At 67.0% G+C, this 23,765-nt stretch carries 25 protein-coding genes; 11 read left to right on the forward strand and 14 right to left on the reverse strand.

Annotated features, from left to right (window positions below):
* Positions 1-92: 92 nt before the first annotated feature.
* Both ACFWPH_RS18980 and ACFWPH_RS18985 read right to left on the reverse strand, forming a co-directional pair.
* Positions 93-614 carry a hypothetical protein gene (locus ACFWPH_RS18980; RefSeq protein ID WP_378752705.1) on the reverse strand — a complete coding sequence of 174 codons (522 nt, stop codon included), beginning with the start codon at positions 612-614 and terminating at the stop codon, positions 93-95.
* A 57-nt stretch (positions 615-671) separates the two neighbouring features.
* A complete protein-coding gene (locus tag ACFWPH_RS18985) occupies positions 672-4,700 on the reverse strand; it encodes a toxin glutamine deamidase domain-containing protein (RefSeq protein WP_378752707.1) in 4,029 nt (1,342 codons plus the stop codon).
* A gap of 423 nt (positions 4,701-5,123) precedes the next feature.
* Here ACFWPH_RS18985 and ACFWPH_RS18990 point away from each other — a divergent pair, with 423 nt between their 5' ends.
* From ACFWPH_RS18990 to ACFWPH_RS19005, 4 genes are all read left to right on the forward strand, one after another.
* Positions 5,124-5,693, forward strand: a complete 570-nt coding sequence (locus ACFWPH_RS18990) for a DUF3558 domain-containing protein (protein WP_378752709.1) — start codon at positions 5,124-5,126, stop codon at positions 5,691-5,693.
* 51 nt (positions 5,694-5,744) lie between these two features.
* A complete protein-coding gene (locus ACFWPH_RS18995) occupies positions 5,745-6,242 on the forward strand; it encodes a hypothetical protein (protein WP_378752711.1) in 498 nt (165 codons plus the stop codon).
* A 43-nt stretch (positions 6,243-6,285) separates the two neighbouring features.
* Positions 6,286-7,461 carry a hypothetical protein gene (locus tag ACFWPH_RS19000; RefSeq protein WP_378752713.1) on the forward strand — a complete coding sequence of 392 codons (1,176 nt, stop codon included), beginning with the start codon at positions 6,286-6,288 and terminating at the stop codon, positions 7,459-7,461.
* 87 nt (positions 7,462-7,548) lie between these two features.
* Complete coding sequence (locus tag ACFWPH_RS19005; RefSeq protein WP_378752715.1) at positions 7,549-8,310, forward strand: ESX secretion-associated protein EspG; 762 nt, start codon at positions 7,549-7,551, stop codon at positions 8,308-8,310.
* Between the two features lie 181 nt (positions 8,311-8,491).
* Here ACFWPH_RS19005 and ACFWPH_RS19010 read toward each other — a convergent pair whose 3' ends face one another.
* Positions 8,492-8,680 carry a hypothetical protein gene (locus ACFWPH_RS19010; protein ID WP_378752717.1) on the reverse strand — a complete coding sequence of 63 codons (189 nt, stop codon included), beginning with the start codon at positions 8,678-8,680 and terminating at the stop codon, positions 8,492-8,494.
* Between the two features lie 165 nt (positions 8,681-8,845).
* Positions 8,846-8,989 (reverse strand): hypothetical protein, encoded by a 144-nt coding sequence (locus ACFWPH_RS19015; RefSeq protein ID WP_231508744.1) that lies wholly within the window; start codon positions 8,987-8,989, stop codon positions 8,846-8,848.
* 339 nt (positions 8,990-9,328) lie between these two features.
* On the opposite strand from ACFWPH_RS19015, the gene ACFWPH_RS19020 reads away from it, so the two are divergent.
* The 3 genes from ACFWPH_RS19020 to ACFWPH_RS19030 all read left to right on the forward strand — a co-directional run bounded on the left by ACFWPH_RS19020 (position 9,329) and on the right by ACFWPH_RS19030 (position 11,453).
* Positions 9,329-10,213 carry a helix-turn-helix domain-containing protein gene (locus tag ACFWPH_RS19020; protein ID WP_378752719.1) on the forward strand — a complete coding sequence of 295 codons (885 nt, stop codon included), beginning with the start codon at positions 9,329-9,331 and terminating at the stop codon, positions 10,211-10,213.
* Positions 10,210-10,416, forward strand: a complete 207-nt coding sequence (locus tag ACFWPH_RS19025; protein ID WP_378752721.1) for a DUF397 domain-containing protein — start codon at positions 10,210-10,212, stop codon at positions 10,414-10,416. The genes ACFWPH_RS19020 and ACFWPH_RS19025 overlap by 4 nt, the downstream gene beginning before the upstream one ends.
* A 104-nt stretch (positions 10,417-10,520) precedes the next feature.
* Complete coding sequence (locus ACFWPH_RS19030; RefSeq protein ID WP_378752723.1) at positions 10,521-11,453, forward strand: aldo/keto reductase; 933 nt, start codon at positions 10,521-10,523, stop codon at positions 11,451-11,453.
* A gap of 164 nt (positions 11,454-11,617) precedes the next feature.
* Here ACFWPH_RS19030 and ACFWPH_RS19035 read toward each other — a convergent pair whose 3' ends face one another.
* From ACFWPH_RS19035 to ACFWPH_RS19045, 3 genes are all read right to left on the reverse strand, one after another.
* Positions 11,618-11,782 (reverse strand): alpha/beta fold hydrolase, encoded by a 165-nt coding sequence (locus ACFWPH_RS19035; protein WP_378752725.1) that lies wholly within the window; start codon positions 11,780-11,782, stop codon positions 11,618-11,620.
* 223 nt (positions 11,783-12,005) lie between these two features.
* A complete protein-coding gene (locus ACFWPH_RS19040; protein ID WP_378752727.1) occupies positions 12,006-12,893 on the reverse strand; it encodes a MerR family transcriptional regulator in 888 nt (295 codons plus the stop codon).
* A 78-nt stretch (positions 12,894-12,971) separates the two neighbouring features.
* On the reverse strand, positions 12,972-13,577 hold the full coding sequence (locus ACFWPH_RS19045; RefSeq protein ID WP_378752729.1) for a TetR/AcrR family transcriptional regulator: 606 nt from the start codon (positions 13,575-13,577) through the stop codon (positions 12,972-12,974).
* 29 nt (positions 13,578-13,606) lie between these two features.
* On the opposite strand from ACFWPH_RS19045, the gene ACFWPH_RS19050 reads away from it, so the two are divergent.
* A complete protein-coding gene (locus tag ACFWPH_RS19050) occupies positions 13,607-13,954 on the forward strand; it encodes a DUF6463 family protein (protein ID WP_378752731.1) in 348 nt (115 codons plus the stop codon).
* A 77-nt stretch (positions 13,955-14,031) separates the two neighbouring features.
* Here the strand turns inward: ACFWPH_RS19050 and ACFWPH_RS19055 are convergent, their stop codons facing one another.
* From ACFWPH_RS19055 to ACFWPH_RS19065, 3 genes are all read right to left on the reverse strand, one after another.
* Positions 14,032-14,682 (reverse strand): Uma2 family endonuclease, encoded by a 651-nt coding sequence (locus tag ACFWPH_RS19055; protein WP_378752733.1) that lies wholly within the window; start codon positions 14,680-14,682, stop codon positions 14,032-14,034.
* Positions 14,683-14,753: 71 nt separating this feature from the next.
* Positions 14,754-15,413 (reverse strand): GAP family protein, encoded by a 660-nt coding sequence (locus tag ACFWPH_RS19060; RefSeq protein ID WP_378752735.1) that lies wholly within the window; start codon positions 15,411-15,413, stop codon positions 14,754-14,756.
* Between the two features lie 188 nt (positions 15,414-15,601).
* Positions 15,602-16,477, reverse strand: a complete 876-nt coding sequence (locus tag ACFWPH_RS19065) for a sigma-70 family RNA polymerase sigma factor (RefSeq protein WP_378752737.1) — start codon at positions 16,475-16,477, stop codon at positions 15,602-15,604.
* Between the two features lie 279 nt (positions 16,478-16,756).
* Between ACFWPH_RS19065 and ACFWPH_RS19070 the strand changes: the two genes are divergently transcribed.
* Genes ACFWPH_RS19070 through ACFWPH_RS19080 form a run of 3 tightly spaced genes read left to right on the forward strand, consistent with a single transcriptional unit; the run spans position 16,757 to position 18,973 of the window.
* Entirely contained in the window at positions 16,757-17,929 is a 1,173-nt protein-coding gene (locus tag ACFWPH_RS19070) for a serine hydrolase domain-containing protein (protein WP_378752739.1), read from the forward strand.
* Positions 17,930-17,970: 41 nt separating this feature from the next.
* Positions 17,971-18,414, forward strand: coding sequence for a DoxX family protein (locus ACFWPH_RS19075; RefSeq protein WP_378752741.1), 444 nt, complete (start codon positions 17,971-17,973; stop codon positions 18,412-18,414).
* Positions 18,415-18,463: 49 nt separating this feature from the next.
* The gene (locus tag ACFWPH_RS19080; protein WP_378752743.1) at positions 18,464-18,973 is read left to right on the forward strand and encodes a carboxymuconolactone decarboxylase family protein; all 510 of its coding nucleotides are present in this window, start codon (positions 18,464-18,466) and stop codon (positions 18,971-18,973) included.
* Between the two features lie 226 nt (positions 18,974-19,199).
* Here ACFWPH_RS19080 and ACFWPH_RS19085 read toward each other — a convergent pair whose 3' ends face one another.
* Genes ACFWPH_RS19085 through ACFWPH_RS19100 form a run of 4 tightly spaced genes read right to left on the reverse strand, consistent with a single transcriptional unit; the run spans position 19,200 to position 23,575 of the window.
* Positions 19,200-20,009: an inositol monophosphatase family protein gene (locus ACFWPH_RS19085; protein WP_378752745.1), complete on the reverse strand. Its 810-nt coding sequence runs from the start codon at positions 20,007-20,009 to the stop codon at positions 19,200-19,202.
* Between the two features lie 21 nt (positions 20,010-20,030).
* Entirely contained in the window at positions 20,031-21,740 is a 1,710-nt protein-coding gene (phnE, locus tag ACFWPH_RS19090; RefSeq protein ID WP_378752747.1) for a phosphonate ABC transporter, permease protein PhnE, read from the reverse strand.
* Between the two features lie 6 nt (positions 21,741-21,746).
* A complete protein-coding gene (phnC, locus tag ACFWPH_RS19095) occupies positions 21,747-22,568 on the reverse strand; it encodes a phosphonate ABC transporter ATP-binding protein (protein ID WP_378752749.1) in 822 nt (273 codons plus the stop codon).
* A gap of 50 nt (positions 22,569-22,618) precedes the next feature.
* Complete coding sequence (locus ACFWPH_RS19100) at positions 22,619-23,575, reverse strand: phosphate/phosphite/phosphonate ABC transporter substrate-binding protein (protein WP_378752751.1); 957 nt, start codon at positions 23,573-23,575, stop codon at positions 22,619-22,621.
* Positions 23,576-23,765 lie beyond the last annotated feature (190 nt).

Here is a 23,765-nt window from a genome sequence, read left to right on the forward strand (position 1 = left end):
TTGCGTCCAGCCATGGTCCCTATCGTCCCTTCTGGCCCTCACCAGGGCCAACGAGACTCTAATTCCGGCTGGTCGCATCCATGGGGAGCGGGTCACCAGGTTCCCCAGTTCTGGTGTTGGGTGATCGCCCATCCTGCTATCTGTCGGCAGGCTTCGTGGATCACCGTCACGTTGGTGCGGTAGCGGTGCGTTGTTTTGTTGATCATCAGTTGGTGGTCGATCGGTGGGCCGGCCGGGGGATCCGTCGGTGATATCGCTTGTACTCGGTACACGATCTCCTGCGGGGTTTCCCCGATCAGCTGGGCTTCCACGGTCCACGTCGGAGGATAGATCTGGTAGCCCTGGACTTGTTGTCCGGTCCGGATCGCCTGGTCGTATTGTTGGGCGATCACTTCCAGGGGCATGCTCGTGTGGGCTGTGATCACTGCGGTTTGCCGGTTCACCACGTAGCTCCCCAGGCCCATCGCTTGCCCGTTCTGGATTTCCTCCCGGGTCAGGACTTCCCGGCATGCCCAGCCGTACTGCGTCGGCAGGACTTGGAACTGCCGCGACAAGTTGAGGGCTGTGGCCAGATACTGTCGGACTTGCTGCGGTGTTTCCAGGGGTTCCGGCATGGGACAGGCCTCCGGGGGAATCGATGGGGATGAACTGAAGGTGGCAGGAGTTCTGAGTCAGGGACTGGGGTGGTGTGTCGGAGGTTTCTCCGGATTGGGGATCCCACCAGACGGGGCCGGTGGCCCCCGGGGGAAGACGATTACCGTGGCGTGGCCGCCGGCGATGACGGGGTTTCCGTACTGGTCGTACTGAAGGTTCCCGTTCTCGTCGCGTGCGTGCCAGTAGTTGCCCACGAGGGCTGCTGAGCCCGGGCCAGAGCTGTTGACGAGATCGTGTAGTGCTCGGAATTGGTCGGGTATCGGCATCGTGCTCGAGTTGACGAAGGCCGACCAGTTGCTGCCGAGCCATTGGGCGGCGCGTTCGGGGCCGCCCCGCTCGCCGCCGCGGGTGTCCAGGCTTCCGTCGGGCAGGGTGTCGGCGAATCGGGGCGCGGAAACCTGTGGGTTGCCGAAGAAGGATGACAGCGCCGATAGCGCGCAGTCGAGGCAGTTGTTGCTCCGGCCGGGCACAGTGGGGCCGCCGTCGTTGATGCGTTGACCGTAAGGGTGGGTGCGTGGGTCGGCGCCGACGGTGTAGCGATTCCCGTCGCGGAGGCAATCTTCGACACGGGTCTGGTGCCGGGGGTCTTCGAGTTCGGCTAGTCGTTGTGGCCCCTCGATCCGTGTGTCGGATGGGTTGCTGAACCGAGGCTCGGTGTTGGCCAGGGCGATGTCGTTGCTGATCTGGCGCAGGTCGTCGGAATTCAGCGGGCTGCTGTCCATGGTGGGCATCAGGCCCATGTGCATGCGCAAGCTGTCGGCTCGTTGTGCCGGTGAATCTTGTGGCGACCAGGTGTTCTGGTTGCGGTTGTCGCCGTAATTGTTGTTGACGCTCAGGTGGGCGTCGGCGGGGTCGGTGGTGAAGACGACGTCGACCATGAGCCTGTCGCCCGAAAGTAGTTGGGGTCCGGTGTTGAAAGCACGGTCGGCGGCGTCTTCGGCGGAGCGGATGATCTGCCGAACTTCGTCGGGGCTGGTGTGGGGGTGGGTGCTCAGGTGGACACGGACGGTGGCGATGTGGAGGGTTTCGCCGTTGGGAAGGCGATGTTGGGTGGTGGTGTACGACGGGCGGTTGTTGGTGTAGCGGGTGCCATGGGCTGGGACGCCGGTACTGCGGTTCCCGAGAGGGGGTTGGGTGCGGTAGTGCTCGCGGAGTGCCCTGACCTGATCCATCGGGGATGGGCTGCGTCGAGGTGCCGGGGGCGTTGGCTGACCGCGGTTCGGGTCCTGTGGGGGCGCGCCGTGGTGGGGGCGTTGGGCGGGAGGAGGCGCGAAATGAGGGTTATCCGGCCGCTGGTCGGTAACAGTCGGCCGGGGATTGTTGGGTGCGTGCGGGTTCGGGCGGCTGGTCGGGGGTGTGTTGGCCGGGTTCGTGCGGGTCGGGGTGTGCGGGTTCGGTGGTTGAGTAGTCGGCGTCCTCGGAGGTGTTGTGTGAGTTTGGTGTGGTGAGTTCCAGATCGGATCGGTGGGCCGTGGTGCGTTCGGGCGGGAGGAGTTCGCCCGGCCGGGATCGGTGACAGTTCCGTGTGGTGTCTGTGCCGGGGTGGTTGATGTGGGTCGGTCGGTATGTGGTCCGTCGCGTGTGGGTGTGTTCGTGCTCCGGGTCGATGTGGGGTTATCGGCCCGGTTCGGCGACGTCGACGGGTCTTCGGTCGTTGGGGCGCGATTCGGGGTCGATGAGTCTCGGTCGGGTGTGGGTCCGGTGTTGGTCGCGCGGGTAGGTATGGGAGGCCGGGAGAAGTCGGCGAGGAAGCGGGCGTGGTTGGCGGGGTCGTAGATGTTGTAGTCGTAGCCCGGGGTGATGGGGCCGGACGGAGGGGCGGAGGTTTCTGGGGTTTGTGGGCGTGTGCCCTCGGTCGGCGTGGTTTCGCCGGGTCGTTGCGGGGTGGTGGCGCGGGGCTGGTTTCGGGGGCTTCCGGCGGGTGTGGTGCCCGAGGGGCTGCCGGTTGCTGGGTCCGGTGAGGTTGCGGTGCGCGGGGTGTCGGACGGGGCGCTTGGAGGTGCGACCGGGCCGGGAGGCGGCAGTGTGGGGGATGCGGTGGACGCGGCGGAGGTGGCGGTTGGGGTGGATTCCGGGGTGTTGGCCGGGGGTTGCTGAGAGCCGGTGGTGGGGGATGGGGCGTTGGGTGCGCCGGCTGGCGTTGCTTCGCCCGGAGCAGTTGGTGGGGTGGCGGTTTCGGATTGATGTTGGGTCGTGGGTGGCGAGGTGGGCGTACCTGCCGTCGGTGGGGGTGTGGGGGTGGTGGTGCCCGGTGGGGTGGTTGGAGCTTGCCCGGGCGAGGTTTCGGAGGTGCCCGGTGTGCCGGGAGTGGTGGGGGCACCGGTTTCGGGACCGAGGTTGAGGCTGGAGGTCGGCTGTTGTGGGGGCGCGTCGGGGGACAGGTTCAGGCTGGACGTGGGCTGCTGGGGTGCGGCCGTGTCCTGGGTGGGTGGCGCGGGCGTTTGGGTGCCGGATTGGTTTTCGGTGCCGGGTAGCGGCGACTGTTGTGGGTCAGGGGTTTGTGATGGCTGCGAAGTTCCCGCGTCGGGCGACTGCGGTGTGCCGGTGTCGGGGGATTCGGGTGTGCCGGTGTCAGGGGACGGCTGCGGTGCAGTCGGTGAGCCGGTGTCGGTCGGATGGGGCTGTGGTGTTTCCTGGGAGCCGGTGTCGGTCGGCTGTGGGGACTCGGGTTGGGGCGGCTGTTGCGTTTCTGGAGCCGTCGGTGCCTCGTTCGACGGAGAACCCTGCTCAGGGGTGTCGGTCGGAGGCGGGGAAGGGGTGTCGTTCTGGCTCGGTTGCTCACTGGCGGGCTGTTGGCCGGTGTCGGTGGGCTGGCCCTGTGGCTGTTGGCCGGTGTCGGATGGCTGGTCTTGCGGTTGCTGACCGGAGGAGGCCGACTGGGTTTGGGCGGGACCGTCCGGGCTCGATGGCTGGCCGTTGGGTGACTGTGATTGGCTGGGCTGCTGCTCCTGCGGCGGATTCTGTTGGCCTTGGGACTGATTCTGGCCTTGGGGCTGGGATTCGGGGTCGTCGCCGGGCGGGTTTTCGCTTTCCTGCGGATTCTGGTCGTCGGTATTCTCGTTGTCGTTGTCGTTGCTGTTGCCGGTATCGCTGGAGTTGTTCTCGCCGAGCGTTTCCGTGCCTCGCTGCACCCCGGCCGATGCGGCCGAGGACAGGTTCTCCGGGGACAACGCCTCTTCGAGACTGAACTCCCGATCGTTCAACGCGGCATCGGTGGCTTCCCCCGCGACCTCACCCGCGACCCCGGCCACCGTTTCCTTCGCCGCGTCCGCGGCGGCGTTTGCCAGCGGGTTCCCGCCTTCCGGGCCGCCGGGCACATCCCGGGTGGTCAACCCGTCGGGGCCCATCGCACCGGTCACCGCGCCGGTGGCCGCCGCGGTCAACGCGTTCTTGCCCGCCTCGGTCAGGTCCTCGGTCGAGATCTCGTCGCGGCGGCCGGTCGCGACCTGGACGGCCTTGATGCCCAGATCCAGCGCGGTCTCCTCGAGCGCCGCGGCCCACGCACCGCGGACCGCCGCCCGGGCCGCGGCCTTCATCGCCGCCTTCGTCGCCATCCGCTGCAGCAATTGTTTGATGGCCGTACGAATCGCGATACGTGTGATGGTCTGCGAAGCCGCCGCTCTGGCTCCGGCCGCCGGCGCCCCGACACCGGTCGACGCCACAGCCAGCAGTGCCGCCATCTCGACGGCGAAGATCGCCAAACTCGCGATGACCACCAGTTTGGTGTGCTCGATATCGGCGGCACCGTCCCCGATTTCGTCACCGAGGGTTTCGATATGTTTGATCAGGCCGTCGAAGGCGCCTTTACCGTGACCGAGTTCGGTCCAGCGGTCGCTGATGGCCTGGGCGGTATCACCTTCGATGGCGGCGAGGACCTGGTCGATCGCGTGGTTGGCGTCCGGGCCTATTTCCTGCAGATCGGTTGCCAGCTGCGTCCAAGCCGATTCGACCCGTCGCATGGCGGTTTCGTCGCCTTCGGGCCAATCACCGGCCCCGACGACGTACTTCGCGACCCACTGCAACGCTTCGGGGATTTCGATACCCATTCAGCACACTCCGCCCGAAAGCGCGGCCGGCTGAGTGGCATGGCGCTCTACCTGCGTAAATGAGCGGCGCACCGTCGGCCCCCTCCACTTCGACAACAGAACCATCACCCATAACCGACGCCGCTGGACACCACCCGGTTCCACCGATCCGGAAAATTTTCCGGATGAGATCGAACCGCCCAGATTGTGCCACCCGCTCCCGAGGGCTCGTTGGAGTACGTACCGCGCCGGTATCCGGGGCCCTTGCCTGCCCTGCCGAAACGCCAGGCGTTGGCTGAACCCTGTGGGGCCTGGTCCGGCGGGTAGCTCTGCGTGGGCTGGGAACCGGTGCGGGTCTGTACAGGGGTGATAGGGTCGCCGGGACGCGGGGGGCCGGCCGGTTCCCGTTCGATGTACTGGACTACCGGTGTCGGGAGGTTTGAGATGACCGCTGTTCGGTCGATTCGGGCGATGGTGTGTGGCGCGGGTATTGCGCTGTTGGTCGCAGGGTGTGGGACCGATGGTGAGGGCACGGCTACGCCGGTGACCACGACGACCGGGTTGCCGATTGCGGCGGAGGCGCCGTCTTCGTTTGATCCGTGCACCGATATTCCGCAGGAGATTCTGGCGTCCGAGGATCTGCGTCGCGGGGTGACCGATGCGAACGTTGATGGGGCGCAGGGGATCAAATGGCGGGGTTGCAGCTATGTGGCTCCGGACAGCTATGCGGTGGGGATTACGACGACGAATCTCACGCTGGACGTGGTGCGGGACAACGAGGAATTCTCCGTCCGGAACGAATACACCGTGGACGGCCGGCCGTCTATGGCAGTGGATGCCGTCGACGCCTCCGATGTGCGGGAATCCTGCACCTTTTATGTGGAGATGGCCGAAGGGAGTCTCGAACTGTCGATGAGTAACCCGAGTTCGCGTGCCAAGACCGGGCATCTGGACACCTGTGGTCTTGCGTTCGGCTTGGCGGAAAAAGTTGCCCCGTTGATTCCGGATGAGTGAACGATTAGCTGGGCGATATGGAGTTGATCGGAATTAGGGAGGGGGCTGGCTGTGAGTGAGGATACTCCGCCCCGGCCGCTCGGGGATCTGCTGACCGAGGCCCGGGAAGGCCGGTTGTCGGTGAATCTCGGAGCAGGTGCACCGGGTGACGCGATCCGGGTGAATGCCGAAGAGTTCGTCTACATGGAGCGGGACTGTGAGGGGTTCAAACTGCTGATCCAAGAGTTGCAGCGCGTTGCTGAGGAGATCTGGAAGCGTGAGCGGTGGGATATCGGTGAGGGCAATGAAGACCTCCACTCGGCAAATACCCTCGTGGGGCGATTCCGGCGCAAGGCCAAGGAATCCGAAGACGGCAACGATGTTTTTGCGATCCTTGAACAGCATTACCAGATCGTGGTGGATATCCAGGAGCTGCACCGCGCGGTCGCGCAGCGTTACATGGAAACCGATGACGCCTTCGCCGCGCGATACAACGAGTTGATGGCGGGTGCGCCGCCATCCGTGCCGTTGCAACTGCCGCCCGCGTTCCCGATCCCGCCGGGGGTGTGATGAGACCGCGTAATAGTTCAGCTTGTTCGATTCAGGGGGCACGATGACCTTCCAGAACGAGGGTCCGAAGATCGGTGATCCCGAGGAACCCAACGGGTTTTCCCACCCGGAGATCAATGGCGCATTCAAACCGCTGGCGCCGGGGGATCACGGAATGAGGGCATCGGAGCAGTACGGAGACATCGCCACCCAGTGGGAGAACGGTGTCACGGTGTTCGCCTCGCGGATCCGTCGGTCCAGCGCTGCGGCCTGGGAAGGGGCGGCCGCGGAGCAAGCTCGCCAGGCCATCGACAACTACGCCACCCGAGCCGAGGAGCTGGTGCCTGCGCTGCACGCTCTGTCCGTTCAGGTCGAGAACTCCGTGGTATCGATCATGCGCACCCAGACCAACCTTCCCGAAGTGGTCGAGAAGAAGGGTGGGTGGCACCCGGACGAGTGGACCCTCCTCTGGTTCGACAACGAACGCACTGACACCGAGGAAGCGGCCCGGCAAGTTATGCGGGATGACTATTTGTCGGGATTTGTGCAGGCAGATGGCCTGATTCCCGTACTTCCGGTGCCCGTGAATCCGACGCAGCCACTGCACACCGACCTGCCGATCGGCAACGGCGATCAGCCTGGCCCGGGCGGTACGACCAGCGGCCCGGGCGGCAACCCCGGCGGGCCGGATACCGGTGGACCCGCGGGGGAGAACCCGACCGGCGAAGAACCCGGCGCCGAAGAGCCCGGCGAGGAGCCGGGGACCGAGCAGCCGACAGGCACCGAACAGCCAGGTGAGACGGCGCCCGCGAATACGACACCGTCCACCACCGAGAGTCCGGCACCTACGACGCCGAGTACTACCACCGTGCCCAGCGGGACCACTCCCGGACTGGGCACCCCCGGGTCGCCTGGCTCGCCCAGCGGTAGTCCGGTGACTGCAGGAGAACCAGGACGGACGGTGCCCGGGACGCCGAATACCGCAGGCGCGCCCGTTCCGGCGGGGTCGACTACGGCCGCGCCGAATTCCGGCGCCCCGCGTAGCGGTATGCCCGGCATGATGTCGCCGGGCGCAGCCGGTCGTGGGCAGCAGGGGCAGGACGATGACAGCCGCCAAACCCCCGACTACCTGATCAACGCCGAGAACACCGAAGAACTGCTCGGCGAACAGGCACCCACGATCCCCGGGGGCGTGCTCGGTGGCGAAGCGCCGGCCGCGCAACCCCCACAGGACGCCTGACCCATCCGCCACTGCGCCTGTTTCGGAGAACTCTGCCGGGCGCGGGGCGTCCATCGCCGTGACAAATCGAGGAAATACGCAGCGACAATGAGCAAATGGATTTGGGAGCCGGATGATTTCGCCGCGCTCTGGTATCGCGACGGAATCGACCGGTTCCCACGCCCGCTGCGCTATCTGAGCCGATACAAGACCCGAAATCCGTACGAGGCGCATGCTGCGGCGGTGCGGGCGCGGTACGACCGCGACGAGCACGAGCTGATCCGGCTCGCCCTGCACACACTGTCCGACGGTGATCTGCGGATCGAAATCATGGGCGGATCGAGCGCGACCGACAAGGGCGGGGTGCGCGAATACCGTGTGGTCGGTGCACAGACACCACGCCATGGGGTGGTGCTGGCGCAGTCGGCGATCGACGGTGTCGACGGTTCGGTGCACGCCCAGTTGTTCGCCGCCGAGCAACTCCCGCAACGGCTGGCCGGGCTGCTGCCGAAGTGTGCGTCTGGACGGGAAGCGCCGGGCACCTTTCATATCGACGATCTCACGCCGAACCGTGCGGAGCAGCAGTCGATGCGACGAGGGCCCGGCGAGCAGTATCGGCGCCTGGCGAAGCGGCCCGCCGACGGTGGCGGGAATGCCGGATTGCGAGTGGGTTCGATCCTGGATCGGCCGAAGCCGTGGTACGGGTTTCGGTGGTACGACATCACCGGCGACGGGCGTTATTTGGAAAAACGGACCCGCGAACATGTCAGTGTGCGTCCGGCCGGGTCTCAGGATTTCGCGGCAGGATTCGCCGAATGGATCGACCGTTCCCTGCGTCGCCTCCGTGAGGAGGAAGCGGAAGTCTGGTGACGCGCCTCTGGTGCCCTGGACGGTGATCGGCTGTCTCCCAGTGCAAAACAGGGGCGTTCGTCGACGCGGTTGCTCTCGGGGGGACGATTGATTGTGCCAGGTTCGGGATGGCGCCGGTCGCGGGTCACCGGCGTAAAGCCGAGTTCGGCGGGCCTCCGGCGCATAAGTGCCGTGTGTCGGGTCAGTCATCGAGGTACCGCGCGATCTCGTCGAGATTTGTTGCGGAGTGAAGATATTCGCCGTCTGCCGCGTCGAGTAGAGCCCAGTTCGGTGGCTCGTGGGGGTCGCGGATCAGTCGGTAGCCGCCCTCGCGGGCGCGGTCCGCGAGGGTGCCGTACGAAAGAGAGTGGTGTTCCGTTTCATCGGTCACGGTGGCTCCGGTCGGGTGGTTGCCATTGGTGCAGGGCGTGGGCGATTCGGATAAGGGATGCGATATCTACCGGGGCGTTCCATTTCGGAGCATCCGGAATGGGAAATCCACCGGGAATCCGGTTCGGGAGTATTTCTTTCTTCGGGGGTTCCTCGGTGAACTCGGTCAATAGCCCAGGAACTCCCGGTCTCCGGGGACGAGGCGGCGTTCCTCGATCAACCGGTCTCTGGCCTGCTGTTTCAGCGGGCAGGCGGTGAGTGGGCAGTCGATATGTGCTTGCATGACGAGATGGGCGTGGGAAATGGTCATCACCGGTATGCGCCGATGATCTGTCACCGGTAGGCCGAATATCATGGTCGCCTCGCAAAATCGGGGTGTGGTGGTCGGATCGCGGGGTTTCCGGGGTGGGTTTCCGGAAAGTTCTGACTCGTTTGCGACAGTCCGGCCCGGAGGGAACTTCCACGGTGGAGGTTTCTGCCAGGGCGGGTGTGTGTTCAGTAGAACATCCACTTCCGAAAATGTGGAGATCTTCGTAAGATTCGGGCACACAATGGATTTGATCCGAATGGATCGGTAATTCCAAGCTGTTCGACTGTTCCATTCGACATGACATAACCCCGAGTAACGCTAACGAAAGGCGACACCCCTATGTCGATCGAACCGAACCCACCGACCCTGCCGCGCCGCGTACTCGGCCGCCGCTTGCGTGAAATGCGCGAGCTGGCCGGGTTGACCCGTGCGCATGCGGCTCGCAGGTGCGAGATGGGCGCGCAAACCTTGTGGCGGTTGGAGACCGGGCGCAACAGCGAGACCAAGAAAATGGTCATCAACGCGCTTTGTGATACCTACGAAGCGAGCGCCGATGACCGCCGCGAACTTCTCTGGCTCGTCGACGAATCCCGGAAGGACGGGTGGTGGCATTCGATGGCCGACGCAGTGGTTCCTGAGGCACAGATGTACCTCGGCCTGGAACAGGCTGCGCGCAAGGTCTTCGCCTGGCAGACCATGATTGTGCCGGGGTTGCTTCAGACTCCGGCCTACCGACGTGCACTGTGGGAGATTGCGGAGCCGCTCGGAAGGTCGATCGATATCGGCAGTGAGCTCGCCCTGCTTCAGCGTCGTCAGGAGAGATTGCACGACGCATCGGAATTCAGCGTGGAGCTCACGCTGAGTGAGTCGGTACTCCGGCAGCCCGTCGGAGGCCCCGACGTCATGGCAGATCAGCTGGACCATCTTGCTGAGATGTGTGCGCTGCCGCAGGTCTCGCTGAGGATCGTACCGTTCGGTGCCCCGGGGCACCTCGGGTTGACGGCGAAGCATTTCGTCTACTTGGTCTTCCTCGACCACATGAATGCAGCGTTGACCGAACCGCCCGTGGTGTACGTAGAGGGGTTCACAGGGGCGCTGTACTTGGATAAGCCGAGCGAGATTGCTCAGTATCAGGCGGCTCGGTCGTCCATTCTGCACGTAGCATTGGACGAACGAGACACACAGCGCCTCATCGAGGCGACGGCGAGGGAGTACCGGTCATGAGCATCGACCTATCCGGAGCAGCGTGGTTCAAGAGCACCCGTAGCGCCAGTGGCAACGAATGCGTCGAGGTTGCCCACCTGCGCAGCGGAATGGTAGGTGTGCGGGATTCGAAGAACCCTACCGGCCCGGCCTTGGTGTTCGGTCCGGAAGCGTGGGATGCGTTCACGGCCGCTGTCGACGACGGGCTCGAGCCGGCTTCCTGAGCCCCATCGACGAGATGACCCCGCCCCGGGAATACCGCCCGGGGCGGGGTTCGTCATTCTGTCCAGGACGCATGTTGCGGAACTGCGAATAGGAGAACGTGATCGTGGAATATCGCCAGTTCGGGCGCAGTGGCCTGACCGTGTCGGCACTCGGTCTGGGATGCAACAACTTCGGGATGCGGATCGATCGACAGCAGTCGGCCGCGGTGGTGCACCGGGCGCTCGACCTGGGCGTCACACTGTTCGATACCGCGCAAATGTACGGGCAGGGCACTTCGGAGGAGTACCTGGGGGCTGCGCTCGGGGCTCGTCGGCCGGAGGTCGTTCTCGCGACGAAATTCGGTGGTCCGAAACCGGCCGGGCCGGATCAGGCGACGGGGTCACGACGTAATGTCGTTCGCGAGTGTGAGGAGAGTCTGCGGCGGCTCGGCACCGACTATATCGACCTGTACTACCTGCATTTTCCCGATCCGCGAACGCCGATCGAGGAGACTCTCGCGGCGCTGGACGATCTGGTGCGTCAGGGCAAGGTTCGCTATATCGCCTCCTCGAACCTCGCCGGCTGGCAGATAGCGGATGCCCATCACCTCGCGGCGAACCTCGGCGTGACTCGCTTCAGTGGTAGTCAGGTGGAATGGAGCCTGGTGAAGCGGGCTGTGGAGGACGAAATCGTCCCGGCGTGCGAGCGGTTCGACCTGGGCATCATCCCGTACTTCCCGCTCGCGTCCGGCCTGCTGACGGGAAAGTACACCGCGGGCACGGAGTTTCCGGCGGGGTCACGTATGGCCGAGGTGCCGCGCCTCGCCGGTGACGCAACCGATGCGAATTTCGCCCTGGTCGACCGGTTGAGTGCGATAGCGAAGGACCAGGGACACACCATCTTGGAGCTGGCCATCTGCTGGCTGCTCGCGCAGCCCGGTGTCTCGTCGGTCATCGCCGGCGCGACCACTCCGGAGCAGATCGCGGCGAATGTCGATGCCGCCACCTGGCGCCTGAGTCCGGAGGAACTCGCCGCGGTCGAGAAGGCATACGTCTAGCGGACTGCGAACCGTGGCCTACGAGTGCGTTCGAGGCGGCTGCGGCGCACCGAAGCGGATAGGGCGTGTGCGATGACCGCCGCCCTGGGCGATCGATCCAGGACCCCGGCCTCCGCCGGCACCTAGGCGAGAAATCGCTGGTGCCGGCGGGGTGGGGCCGCCTGTCACATGAGGAACTTCAGCGCGAGATCGTTGAAACGGCCCGAGTGCTCGTGCTGGGGCCAGTGTCCGCATTCGGGGAAGATCTCCAGGTTCGATCCGGGGATCGACTCGTGCATCCGCTGCGCCTCCGGCACATCGCCATGACCGCTGGTGCCGTGCAACATCACGACGGCCTCACCCTGGCCGGCGCGTAGCGTGCGGAAGCCGCCGGACGAGCCTCGGGTCGAGTCACCTCGCCCGAACTCACCGCTACTCGGCCTGTCCCCCCGGCGACCGCGGCGCCGGGGTTGGACAGTGGGATCTGGTGTCGCCATTCTGCCCGTCGGTACGAGACGACCGCCTGCCCCCACCGGCGAAGTCCGAGAAGAGCGCACTGTGCAGCAGGGCCCGTTATGCGTGGGCCCGCAGCGCGGCGATGAGCCATTCGGCGCCCGGGACCATCGCGGGCCGGGCGGGCCAGCCGTTGATGATGCCGAGCAGCGACCAGTAACGCTCGACTCGGCGATCGGTGAATGTGGCCAGTTGATCCGCGAGGGCGGCCCGGTCGGTGCCCGCCGGAACCGCTCGGTCGAGTATGCCGGCCGCTTCCGTGGACCCGGGCGCGATATCGGCCTCGACGGCGGTGGCTCCGGCGCTCATGTCCACCTCCGGGATCTGCGTCTCGTTGCGGGCGCCGGTGACCGCCATTTCCCGGCAGCGCTCCCGGAAACCCTGGTCGCGGACCAGTTCGGCCAGTTCGATCCAGGCGTCGACCTGTTCGGGTGACGGGTCGTCGGGCAGGGTCGCGGGCATCGATCGCATACCGGTGGCGATATGGGCGCCGGGGGCGTCCGGTTCGATACCCGCGAATGCTTCGTCGACGAAATCGTCGATGATCCGCTGGCGTTCGGCGGCGGACAGGGTGGCGAGTTCGTGCATGATTCTCAACTCCTCGGTGGTGCTGTTGCGGTGTGCGACCGACCACAGGACCGCGCGCCGCACCCGCAGCGTGCGGATCTCGGCGTCCAACGCTCGTACGTGCGCGGCCGCCACGTCCGCCAGACTGGACTGCCGTTCCGCCACCGCGCGCACGGTGGCCGTATCGAGGTCCAGTTCGCGCAGCGTGTGGACCAGTTCGAGCCGGGCGACGGCTTCGGCGTCGTACAGCCGGTAGCCGGCGGGGCTGCGGGTGGTGGGCGGCACCAGGCCCGCATCCGACCAGAACCGGATGGTCCTGGCGTCGAGGCCGGTGCGCTGTGCCAGCTGCCCGATGGTGAACAAGGTGTCGCGGTCGGTCACGAGTACAGCGTGAACCTTCCAGCCGGTGGAAGGTCAAGCCCTGGTAGTCGCGGTCCGGCCGGTGCCGACGGTGCGGAATCAGAGCTGGTGGGCGGCGGCGCGCCGGCCGAACTCGCGAACGACGGCGGTGGACGCGGTGGCGGCGATATCGTCGACCCACGCCGGGATCGGGGCGGCGCGCGCGATGTAGTCGCGGACGAGGCCGTAGGGGATGGCTTTGATCGCGGCGGCGGCGACCGTCATACCGAATTCGTCGGCGACGCCGAACTCCGCGATCACGGCATCGCGTATGGCGGTATTCATCTCGTCGTTGACGGTGGCGATCGCGGCCCTGAGGTCGTCCGGTCCGGTATCGAGCAGTTCGTCGCGGTGGAACATCTTCATCGCCCGCGCCTCCGTGGGGTGCTCGCGGCAATAGCGCGGCAGGTACGCCGCGGCGGCGAGTAGTGGGTCCGGACCGGACAGGGCGTCGATGAGGCCGGTCTGGAAGCGGCGGATCGAGCGGTGCCACAGGCGGGCGAGCAGTTCGTCGCGGGAGGCGAAACGTACGTAGATCGATCCGGTGTGCACGCCGGAGGCGGCGCTGATGGCGGCGATACCCGGCCGGGTGATCGCGGGGTCGGCGAGCAGGTCGCGGGCTGCGTCGAGGACCTGATCATCGGTGAAGCGCCTGGGTCTTGCCACCGGGTAAGTTTAGGACATAGTTTTAGAATATGGATTCAAAAACTAGGGTTCCGGTGGTCGGCGGCCTGCTCGTGTTCATCGGGTCGGTGCATACCGCCATGGGGATCGTCGTCTGGGCGACGCAGGACCAGGACTCCGAACTGTCCTTCTGGTTCACCGCATTCGGTGTCCTCGCCGTCGGTTTGGGGATCGCGGTGCTCGAGGTCGAGCGAGCCCGCGGATTCGTCACCGCGCCGATCCTCGCCGCCCTCGCGGTCCTGGCCGGTTTCGGGTTGATCTACATGCCCGTCTCCGGTTTTCTCAGCCTGCTCCTGCCCCTCGCATTCGGAGTGGTCGGCCGGAGCAAACGCCATGCGATGGCTCGCGCCGCGACCTGAGGGGCACGGTCTGCCGGGCACGGCGCGGCGGGGAGGTGAGCACGTAATTCGGGTGGACGCCGGGACGGAGCGGCGGCTCAGAATGCGAGGGAGGCCCAGGGAATGTCGATCGGGAAGGGGTATCCGAACTCCACTCCTGCCTCGTCCGCGGGTGTCCATTCGCCGACCAGTCGGTAATCGGATCGGTGCAGCGGGCGGACGCCTTCGGGCAGCGTGGCGACGCCGGTTTCCAGCCCGTACGCCCGGATCTTGGCGATGGCGCTGACATCCCGTTGAAGAGTTACTTCCCAATACCAGACGATGCCTGCGGCGGCGTACCGGCTCTTCTTGGCCTCGATATCGGTTTGTGTATTGGATGGTGACAACACCTCGCCGACCAGCACCGTATCGGCGGCTCGAACATCCTGGTAGGAGGGAATGCACCGGTGCACGAGGAAGTCCGGAGTAAGGAAATCCGACTTTCCACTCGTTCCCAGAAAAACGTTGGTTTCGGACTCGACCTCCCAGCACTGTTCGGGACGCGTGGACATGTCCACGCGTGAACAGCGCTCGATCTCGTTCACCAGTCGACGAGTGAACTTTTGGTGTTCGCGAGGTCCGCGCCGCACCCACACCACACGTCCATCCCAGAGTTCGATTTGTTCCGCGATCTCGTCGGGTAGACGCTCCAGTTCCTCCCAGGTCATGTATTCGGGGAGGTCGGGCTTCTGGATCCGAGGCGAGGACATGGGTCAATCGTATGCGGAGAACAGGCCGCCGAGCAGCTGTGTAGCGATTCGAAACACCGGGAGCCTCGTGTTCACAGGCCGCCGATTCCCTTCCCTACGACAACTGCGCCCATGACCACCAGAACGATCGCCATCATCACGTGGTTGTTGTCCTGCAACCACGCCCGTACCCGGTCCAGCGGGGCGCGCAGCCGGTCGGCGGCCAGGGTGTAGCCGAGGATCACAAACAGCACGCTGGAGGCGGCCAGCACCGTGAACACGATGACAGCGACCACCTGCCCGCCGACGCTGGTGCCGCTCGACCCGATCACCACGCCGGCCGACAGGCACAGCAACAGGTTCTTCGGGTTCACCGCGGAGAGCAGCGCGCCCAATTCGGCTGCCCGCCGCACAGTAAGTGTGTCGATGGCGCTCATCCAGCCGGGTATCGCGGTATCGGAGCGCGACCGCCACTGCGCCGCGGCCAACCCCAACAGCAGTATCCCCAGCACGATCTTCACCCACGCGCCCGCCGCCGACGGTTCCCGATCACCTGATCCGCCCAGCGGCCCGGCCAGCAGCACCACGATCACGGTAGCGACCGCGATACCGGCGACCCAGCCGAGCGCGAACCCGCGCCCGGTCCTGTTCGCGTTGGCCGACAGGATCATCAGAATCGCGGCCATGATCGGGATGGGGGAGAGCGCCACCCCGACCGCCAGCGGGAGCAGATCACCGATCACAGTGCCCATCTGCTGGACAGTAGGACACGACCGCGGTCCACGGCTCGAGCTGCGCTGGTGTGATCCCGTGTCGTTGACGCATCGTGACCCGGGGCGCTGCGCCGGGCACCGTTCCTCACCCGCGCGGGGTGGTGGCATCGGGTGCAGCTCGGCGAACCAGGCCACCGAGTACCATCCGGCGGGTTTCGGGTGCCGGGTCAGCCGAGGACCGCGGTGAGGTCGAGGCGGGTGAGGCGGACAGCGTCGGCGAGGATATCGATGGCGGTGATGCGGTCGCCGGCGACGGTGAAGCCGAGCACGGAGAACGGATTGCCGTCGAGGGTGTTGACCAGGCCGGCGCTGCCGTTGACCACAGCGGGGTGAATGGTGCAGGTGGTGGCCATGCGCCGGAAGGTTTCGGCCTGGCCGGCGACGGCGGTGGCGCCGCGGATCACGCGCATCGTTTCCCCCGCGTCGGCGCGCAGAACGACATCGGGGTCGAGGAGGCGGAGTAGTTCGTCGAAGTCGCCGCCGCGGGCGGCGGTGAGGAAGGCATCGACGATGCGGCGTTGCCGGGGCAGGTCCGGGTTCGGGGTGGCCCCCTGCACGCGGCGGCGCGCCTGGCTGGCGAGTTTCTTCGCCGTTTGCGGGGTGCGGTCGACGATGGGCGCGATCTGCTCGTAGGGCATGGCGAACATGTCGTGCAGGACGAAGGCGAGCCGTTCGGCCGGGCTCAACGATTCCAGCACGACCAGTAGTGCCAGGCCGACCGAATCTGCCAGCACCGCTTCGTGTTCCGGGTCGAGCGCCGACTCGCTGACGATCACCGGGTCGGGTAGGTGCTCGGCCTCGAAGGGTTCCTCGTGGCGGGTCTTACGGCTGCGGAGCATATCCAGGCAGACGCGTCCGGCGACCGTGGTCAGCCAGCCGCCCAGATTTCCGACGTCGGAGGTGTCGGTGCGGGCCAGGCGCAGCCAGGTCTCCTGCACCGCGTCGTCGGCTTCGGTGAGCGAGCCGAGCATGCGGTAGGCGACCGCCCGCAGGTGGGTGCGGTGCTCTTCGAAACGGTCGGCCAGGAACTGGTCGTCGTGCACGGGGTCCTCCTCGATTCGTCCTGTATCGATGACGGAGCGGCGGCTGTCAACGTGACCGCATCTTTTCTCGCCCCCGCCGCCGGGCACGTACCGGGCAGCGACGCGGCTGCTCTCCCGACCGTGGCGTACCTCCGCAACAGGCTTCTACCAGTGGTTTCGGCCATGGCGGTCACGTTGTCGTTGCGCCGTGCGTCAATGCGGCAGACCACGAACCGTGGCGGCCGAACACTCGGCGTCACGCGGGCCGCTCTACTCCAGCCACCGAAGGGAACGAAGACCATGGAGCCGATCGAAGTGCACGGAACCGTCGCCGACGGATACGAAGATGTCCGCCGTGAGTTCGCCGCTGTCGTCGCCGAGGAGAACGGGGAGTCCGGTGCGCAGCTGGCCGCCTGTGTCCGCGGCCGGCGGGTCGTCGACCTGTGGGCGGGCCCGGAGGTCACCGCCTCCACACTGACCGGCCTGCACTCGACGTCCAAGGGGGCCGCGGGCCTGGTGATCGCCTTGCTGATCCAGGACGGTGTGCTCGATATCGACCGCCCGGTCGCCCACTATTGGCGGCGGTTCGCCGCCGCGGGTAAACAGCGGATCACAGTCCGCGACGTCCTCGTGCACCGCTGCGGCGTCATCGGCGCCGACGGCGGTTTCACCGTCGCCGAACTGGCCGACGAACAGATCATCGCCGAACGGCTGGTGGGGCAGCGGCCGTATTTCGAACCGGGCACGGTGCACGGTTACGGCGGGTTCGTCACCTACGCCATCGTCGGCCAGGTGGTGCGCGCCGTGACCGGCAGTACCGTTCAGGAGCTGTTCGAGCAGCGTATTCGTGCCCCCTACGGGTTGGACGTGTATCTGGGCCTGCCCGCGGAACTGGATCACCGGTACCTGCCGATCCGCCCCTGGCGGGCGAGCCCGGAGATGGCGGCCGCGTTCGCCGCGAACTCGCCGAATCCGCACGGTATGGCCGGGATCTCCTACAACCTCAACGCCCGCGGCTTCACCGCCGCCGACGTCATGGCACTACCCAACGACCCGGCCCTGCGCCGGCTCGGCCAAGCCTCGGCCGGCGGTGTCGGCAGTGCGAACGGGCTGGCCGCAATGTATGCGGCGGCTGTCACCGGTATCGACGGCCGGGAACCGCTGCTGACCCTGGACACGATAGCCACCATCTCCGCGATCCATTCCAGCGGAACCGATCTGGTACGGGGCGACCGCGCACCGTACGCACTGGGCTTCGAGGCCAAGAGCCTGCTGTATCCGTTCCTCGGCGCGCATGCGTTCGGGCACACCGGATCCGCCGGGTCGGACGGGTTCGCCGACCCGCACAGCGGTCTCACCTACGGCTACACCCGCCGCCGCGCCGCCTTCGCTTTCAACGCACCCGAAAACGCCCGGCTGGCAGCAGTCATCCACCGCGCGGCGACCGAAACCGGTCTCGCAGCGGCTGCCTGACACCTCCACCCTTTCCCCGACTGTCGAGGAGTAGTACAACCATGTCCACTCGCACCACTTCGCTGCTGAAGTCCCGCGGCCTGAAGCTCGCGCGCTGGGTTCCCGTGGCGGCCGTTCTGGCCGAAACCGCCGTCGGCGCCTACTGGGACCTCGCCCGGATCTCCTACGTCCGCGACTCGTTCGACCATCTCGGCTACCCGATGTACTTCGCCACGATGCTCGGCGTCGCCAAAACCGCCGCGCTCGCCGCAATCCTCACCCCCGGCCACCCCCGCACCAAGGAATGGGCCTACGCCGGACTGGTCTTCGTGTACGGCGGCGCTGCCACCTCCCATCTCGCCGCCGGCGACGGCCCGGACAAATGGGCCATGCCGCTGGCCTTCGCCGCCTGTACCTTCGCCGCCCGCGCCTGGCTGCCGCAGGGCACGTCGACGACTACCGCGCTGCGAGCACTGGGCGGGAACCGGCGCCCCCTACCCGCCTGACCGGTCCACCACCACGGATTCACCACAACAGATAAGGAAACGAACAGTTATGAACGCGAACACCACCGAGCAGTCCGATACCTCCCGCCTGCCGAATCCGCAGCAGCTCGTCCCGGCACTGGGCGAGGTCGGCGCCGCACTGTTCAAGGCCACCGGCAACGGTGCGGTGCCACGCACCACGATCGGCCTGGTCCAGCTGCGCGCCGGACAACTCGTCGGCAGCACCTACCTGGCCATCCTGCACGCCGGGAACCTGCGCGCCGCCGGGGAATCCGAGGAACGTATCGCCGCGGTGGCGACCTGGCGCGACGCCCCCTATTTCACCGAGGCCGAACGGGTCGCGCTGGCCCTGGTGGAGGCGGTATTGCAACCGGCACCGCACGGTGAACGGGTGCCCGGCGACCTGTACGCCCGCGCTGCCGGCCACTACGACGACACTGCGCTGGCGACCCTTGCGATGGCCATCGGCCAAGTGAACTTCTTCGTCCCGCTGGCCCTCATCGGCAAACCTCTGCCCGGCCGGTCGCCGGCCGAACAGTGGACCGCTGTGCAGGCCTGACAGGCCGGAACTCACCGGCGACAGGGCCGGGGCAACCATTGTCCCGGCCCTGTGTGCGTGCTCATACCGACTCGGTCGGACTCGGCGGGAGCGTCCCCGCGATACTGCTGAGCTCTCAGTGCCCCGCTCGATCAGCACTTCGAACGGGGGGAACACGGCCCTCGACAACTTGCAGCCGGCCGGCACGGAGGTATTCGCCGGGCGCACAGGTGGAGGATCAGAAAGTTCACGAGGCGGCGACGAGTGCCTGGAGTTCGTGGCCCAGTTCGGGTGTCGCCGCGACGATCCCGCTCCAGCGGCGGGTGAGGTCGGTGTCGAACTCGATGGGCCGGCCGTAGGCGTCGAGGACGACGCCGCCGGAGGCGGTCACCTGCACCACCGCAGCGGCGATATCCATGAGCCGGTGGGTGTCGCTTCCGGCGTCGAGGAAGGCGTCGACGGACCCGTCGGCGACGAACGCCGCGTCCAGGGTGCTGCAGCTGAGGATCCGGATCCGGGTCGCCGTGCGTGCCACCCGCTCCCAGGCGTCCCAGTTGCGGGCGTGCGGGCGCAGGATCGACACCGCGGCGTCGCCGGCCCGGCGGCATCCGCTCGTGCGGTAGGGGGAGTGGTCGCGGGACGCCCACCACCGCTGGCCGGTGTGCAACCAGCAGGTGAGGGCCTCGGTGAACTCGCCGTCCACGACGACGGCGGCACTGAAGCAGGACAGGGGGACGCCCGCCGCCGCGTTCGCGGACCCGTCGACGGGGTCCACCACCAGGCTCACCGCCGAACCGATATCGACCCAGCCGCGTTCCTCGGACAGCACATTGACGCCGGCGGCGGTGGCGGCCGCGACGATGGCGTCCTCGACCACCACATCGACGAACATGGTGGGCGTGCCGTCGGCGCCGTCGCTTTCGACGGCGCGGAGCTGCTCTCGCGAGTAGGTGGCGAGCGCGGTGCGGTAGGCGCTGAGGGCGGCGTCCGCGGTGGCGTTCAACGCCGGATGGGCCCGATGCGCGATATCGGCGGCCAGTGTCACGGTGATACTCACTCTCTCGAATCGGATGGGTTGTCAGGACATCGCGCGGCGCATCCATATGGCGATGCCCTCGACCAGCATGACGACGGCGAACACCATGAGCACGATCGTGGTGACGACCTCGAACTGCATGACGCGGGCGGCGTTCATCAGGTAGAAGCCGATACCGCCGGCGCCGACCACGCCGAGCATTGTGGCGGCGCGGATATTGACGTCCAGCTGGTAGAACAGGTGTGCGACCAGCGCGGGGGCCGACTGCCGCAGGGTCGACGCGACGAACGTCTGGGTGTGTGTCGAGCCGCCCGCCAGGACGGCCTGCTGTACGCGGATATCGGTTTCCTCCAGCGAGTCGGCGACCAGTTTGCCGAGCAGTCCGACGGCACCGAGCGAGAGGGCGAGCGCGCCGGCGGTGGCGCCGAGCCCGGTGACGACGATGAAGATGATCGCGATGATCAGGTCCGGAATGCCGCGGATCACCACGATGGTGATGCGGAAGAATCGGGCGACCCCCGCGGTGGGAGCGACGTTGCGGGCGGCGAGGATTCCGACCGGGACCGCCACCACGAGGCCCAAGAGGGTTGCCGCCAGGGCGATCTGGACCGTCACCAGCAGTTCCGTGACCAGTTCGTCCCAGATACCGCCGGTGCCGGGCGGGAAGAACAACGCCAGGGTGTCACCCGTGGCGCCAAGTCCGTCGGCCATCCGCGTGACGTCTATTCCGGATGCGAGCACCGCGACGCTCAACGTGACCACGGCGAGCGCACCGTAGACGGCGGTCCGGATCCGTTCCGGGGTCCACGGCGGCGAGATGCGGAACGACCCGTCGGGCCGGCGGATACCGGGGGCCCGCCGCGCCGGGCCGTCCGTCACCCAGGGCGACCGGCCGATGCGCCGCCACCACGGCTTGCCGCGGTCGGAATTCCTGCCGAGGAGCGCGGAACGCAGTGCCCCCGACAGCAGTTCGACGACGATGCACAGCACGACCACGAAGAGTGCGAGCGCCATGCCCCGCTGGTAGTCGAGGGTGCGCATGGCGAGCGACAGTTCCATGCCGATACCGGCGACGCCGACGTATCCGAGAATCACCGAGGCGCGGAGGTTGATATCGAATCGGTGCAGCGCGGTCGCGACGAATGCGGGCATCGCCTGCGGAACCACGGCGCCGCTGATCTGCTGCCACCAGGTGGCGCCCGCGGACCGCAGGGCGTCGCGCGGGCCGCTGCCGGTGTCCTCGATGGCGTCGGCGTACATCTTGCCGACCATGCCGATCGAGTGGATGCCCATCGCCAGAATGCCTGCGAGCCCGCCCAGTCCGAACATCCGCAGGAACAGGATCGCGAGCACGATTTCGGGGATGGCCCGGGTGACGACGACAACGGCGCGGGCGGACCATCGCAGCGGCGTGCCGGGCGTGGTGTTGCGGGCGGCGAGTAGTGCGATACCGAAGCTCAGCACCACCGAGAGCGCCGTGGCGCAGGTGACGATCGCCAGCGTCTGGCCCGTCATGACGAGAATATCGCCGAGCGGAGGGAAGTCGAGCGGGAAGATCCGCGCGATGAAATCGGTGGCGTTGCCGATGCTGTCGGCGATGGTCGCGATATTGATTTTCAGCGCGGCGACCGACCACACGGATAGCGCGAGCCAGATCAGCAGCACAGTGGAGACCGCGATGCCGGTGCGCGACGGCGGCCGTAGGGTGCGCGGCGAGGTGCCGGTGCGGCGCGGTGGAACGAGGACGGCCACCGGCGATCAGACCAGTTGCGCTGCGGGCGCGGCAGCGACAGAGGAGTAGATGGACATGGCCTCGCTCCGGTCTATCGCGGAGACCGCCTGGTCCAGGACGACGGCGCCGCCCCGGAGCCCGACGAGGCGGTGCCCCCAGGCCAGTGCCAGTTCCACCTGGTGGAGGCTGCACAGCACGGTGAGGTCGTCCTCGGCCGCGACCCGCGAGATCAGCTCCATCACCTGGGCCGACGATTCCGGGTCGAGGGAGGCCACGGGCTCGTCCGCGAGCAGGATACGGGGCTTCTGGACCAGGGCCCGCGCGACCGCGACGCGCTGTTGCTGCCCGCCGGAGAGGGTGTCGGCGCGTTGGAATGCCTGGTCGGCCAGTCCGACCCGGTCGAGTTGTTCCATTGCGGCGAGCCGGACGGCCCGCGGATAGGTGGGCAGACCGAACCGGGGCCCACGGAGAGATCCGAGGGCCCCGGTGCAGACGTTCTCCAGAGCGGACATCGAGCCGACCAGATGGAATTGCTGGAAGACGAATCCCACCTGCCGGCGCAACGCACGGAGCCGGCGGCCGCGCGCCGCCCCGACGTCTGTGCCGAGGACGGACACGGTTCCCGACGTCGGCAGGTGCAGCCCGTCGAGAAGGCGCAGCAGCGTCGACTTTCCGCTGCCGGACAAGCCGAGCAGTGTCACCACCTCGCCGGGATACACCGTCAACGAGACCCGGTCGAGTGCGCGCACCTGCGGGCCGAAGTCCTTCACCACCTCGGTGAGAGCGATGGTGGGGGTGAGGATGCGGTCGATCGAATGGGCTAGGACCCCGTTGTCGGTGTAGGTCATGGCTGTCTCCCTGGAAGGTGGTGTACGCCGGGACTTCTGCGGGCGGGCCGTCACTGCTTGCAGGCCGCGGCCCGCGTGATCTCGCAGACTTTGCGGACTCCGTCGAAGGTGGCGTCGTCCACGGCGGCATAGCCGTATTCGGTGTTCTCGGGCAGATCGCAGGACTCCTCATCGGTGCAGTAGCCCTTCTCGACCAGTGCGGGACGGTTCAGCTGCGTCCGGAAGATGGTGGTGATCTGCTCTTTCAGTTCGGGGGAGAGGGAGTCGCTGATCGCCACCGGCGACCCGGCGATGATCTCCGACTTCCAGACAATCTCCACATCGCCCTGCTGGATCTGTCCTTTCGACGGCATGGTCTGTTCCACCATCGAGTCGTAGGCGAAGCCGGCGTCGCACTGACCGCTGACAACCGCGAGCACCGCGGCGTCGTGGCCGCCGGCGAAGACGGGGGTGATATCGGTGACCGGGTCGATGCCCGCCTCCTTCAGGCCCGCACTCGGGTAGAGGTATCCCGAGGTGGAGGCGGGATCGACGAAGCAGACCTTCTTGCCGCGGAAATCGGCGAGAGTCCGGATCGGGGAGCCCGCCTCGACTATCCCGTACGCCTGGTAGCCGGGCTCCTCGTCCGGCGCGTCGACGAGCGCCGCGATCGGCGTCGTCGCCACACCGGTGTCCCGGGCGGTGACGTAGGAGAAGGGACCGTAGGCGGCGATCTGTACCTTGCCGGCGCGCTGGGCCTCGATCACGGCGGCGTAGTCGGTGGCGTTCTGGAGCTCGACCGGGCGTCCGGTCTCCTTCTCGATCACATCGGCGATCAGCGCGTAGTCCTGCTGGAGACTGTTCGACTCCTCGGAGGGGATGGAGGCGAACACCAGGGTCTCGGGATCGCCGGAGCCCGAGATCCCGCTCTCGGTGTCCCCGGCGGCGCTGGAACCGCATGCCGCGAGGAGGAGGGTGGTCGCGGCGAGCGCGGCCGTTCCGAACGAGCGCTGGAGGGTGAATCCCATATCTGTCGTTTCCTTGTTCGGGTCCGCGAGGGGTCGATCGGTACGGCGGGAAGTCGCTGTGGCCTGCGAGACGGCGGTGTCCGCGCGACCTGCCCCCAGGTTTTCCGCCCCCGGCGAATCGGGCGGCAACCTCGGATGAACCGGAACAAAACGGACATGGGCAGGTCCGGCCACTTGTCTGCCGGCGCAA

The sequence above is a fragment of the Nocardia sp. NPDC058499 genome (genome assembly GCF_042719915.1).
GTDB lineage: Bacteria > Actinomycetota > Actinomycetes > Mycobacteriales > Mycobacteriaceae > Nocardia.

Excerpts from the sequence above, each read along its gene's own strand:
- ACFWPH_RS18980 (WP_378752705.1), bottom strand. The coding sequence starts at position 614 with ATGCCGGAACCCCTGGAAACACCGCAGCAAGTCCGACAGTATCTGGCC.
- ACFWPH_RS18985 (WP_378752707.1), bottom strand. The coding sequence starts at position 4,700 with ATGGGTATCGAAATCCCCGAAGCGTTGCAGTGGGTCGCGAAGTACGTC.
- ACFWPH_RS18990 (WP_378752709.1), top strand. The coding sequence starts at position 5,124 with ATGACCGCTGTTCGGTCGATTCGGGCGATGGTGTGTGGCGCGGGTATT.
- ACFWPH_RS19000 (WP_378752713.1), top strand. The coding sequence starts at position 6,286 with ATGACCTTCCAGAACGAGGGTCCGAAGATCGGTGATCCCGAGGAACCC.
- ACFWPH_RS19005 (WP_378752715.1), top strand. The coding sequence starts at position 7,549 with ATGAGCAAATGGATTTGGGAGCCGGATGATTTCGCCGCGCTCTGGTAT.
- ACFWPH_RS19015 (WP_231508744.1), bottom strand. The coding sequence starts at position 8,989 with ATGACCATTTCCCACGCCCATCTCGTCATGCAAGCACATATCGACTGC.
- ACFWPH_RS19020 (WP_378752719.1), top strand. The coding sequence starts at position 9,329 with ATGTCGATCGAACCGAACCCACCGACCCTGCCGCGCCGCGTACTCGGC.
- ACFWPH_RS19025 (WP_378752721.1), top strand. The coding sequence starts at position 10,210 with ATGAGCATCGACCTATCCGGAGCAGCGTGGTTCAAGAGCACCCGTAGC.
- ACFWPH_RS19050 (WP_378752731.1), top strand. The coding sequence starts at position 13,607 with ATGGATTCAAAAACTAGGGTTCCGGTGGTCGGCGGCCTGCTCGTGTTC.
- ACFWPH_RS19055 (WP_378752733.1), bottom strand. The coding sequence starts at position 14,682 with ATGTCCTCGCCTCGGATCCAGAAGCCCGACCTCCCCGAATACATGACC.
- ACFWPH_RS19060 (WP_378752735.1), bottom strand. The coding sequence starts at position 15,413 with ATGGGCACTGTGATCGGTGATCTGCTCCCGCTGGCGGTCGGGGTGGCG.
- ACFWPH_RS19070 (WP_378752739.1), top strand. The coding sequence starts at position 16,757 with ATGGAGCCGATCGAAGTGCACGGAACCGTCGCCGACGGATACGAAGAT.
- ACFWPH_RS19075 (WP_378752741.1), top strand. The coding sequence starts at position 17,971 with ATGTCCACTCGCACCACTTCGCTGCTGAAGTCCCGCGGCCTGAAGCTC.
- ACFWPH_RS19080 (WP_378752743.1), top strand. The coding sequence starts at position 18,464 with ATGAACGCGAACACCACCGAGCAGTCCGATACCTCCCGCCTGCCGAAT.
- phnC (WP_378752749.1), bottom strand. The coding sequence starts at position 22,568 with ATGACCTACACCGACAACGGGGTCCTAGCCCATTCGATCGACCGCATC.
- ACFWPH_RS19100 (WP_378752751.1), bottom strand. The coding sequence starts at position 23,575 with ATGGGATTCACCCTCCAGCGCTCGTTCGGAACGGCCGCGCTCGCCGCG.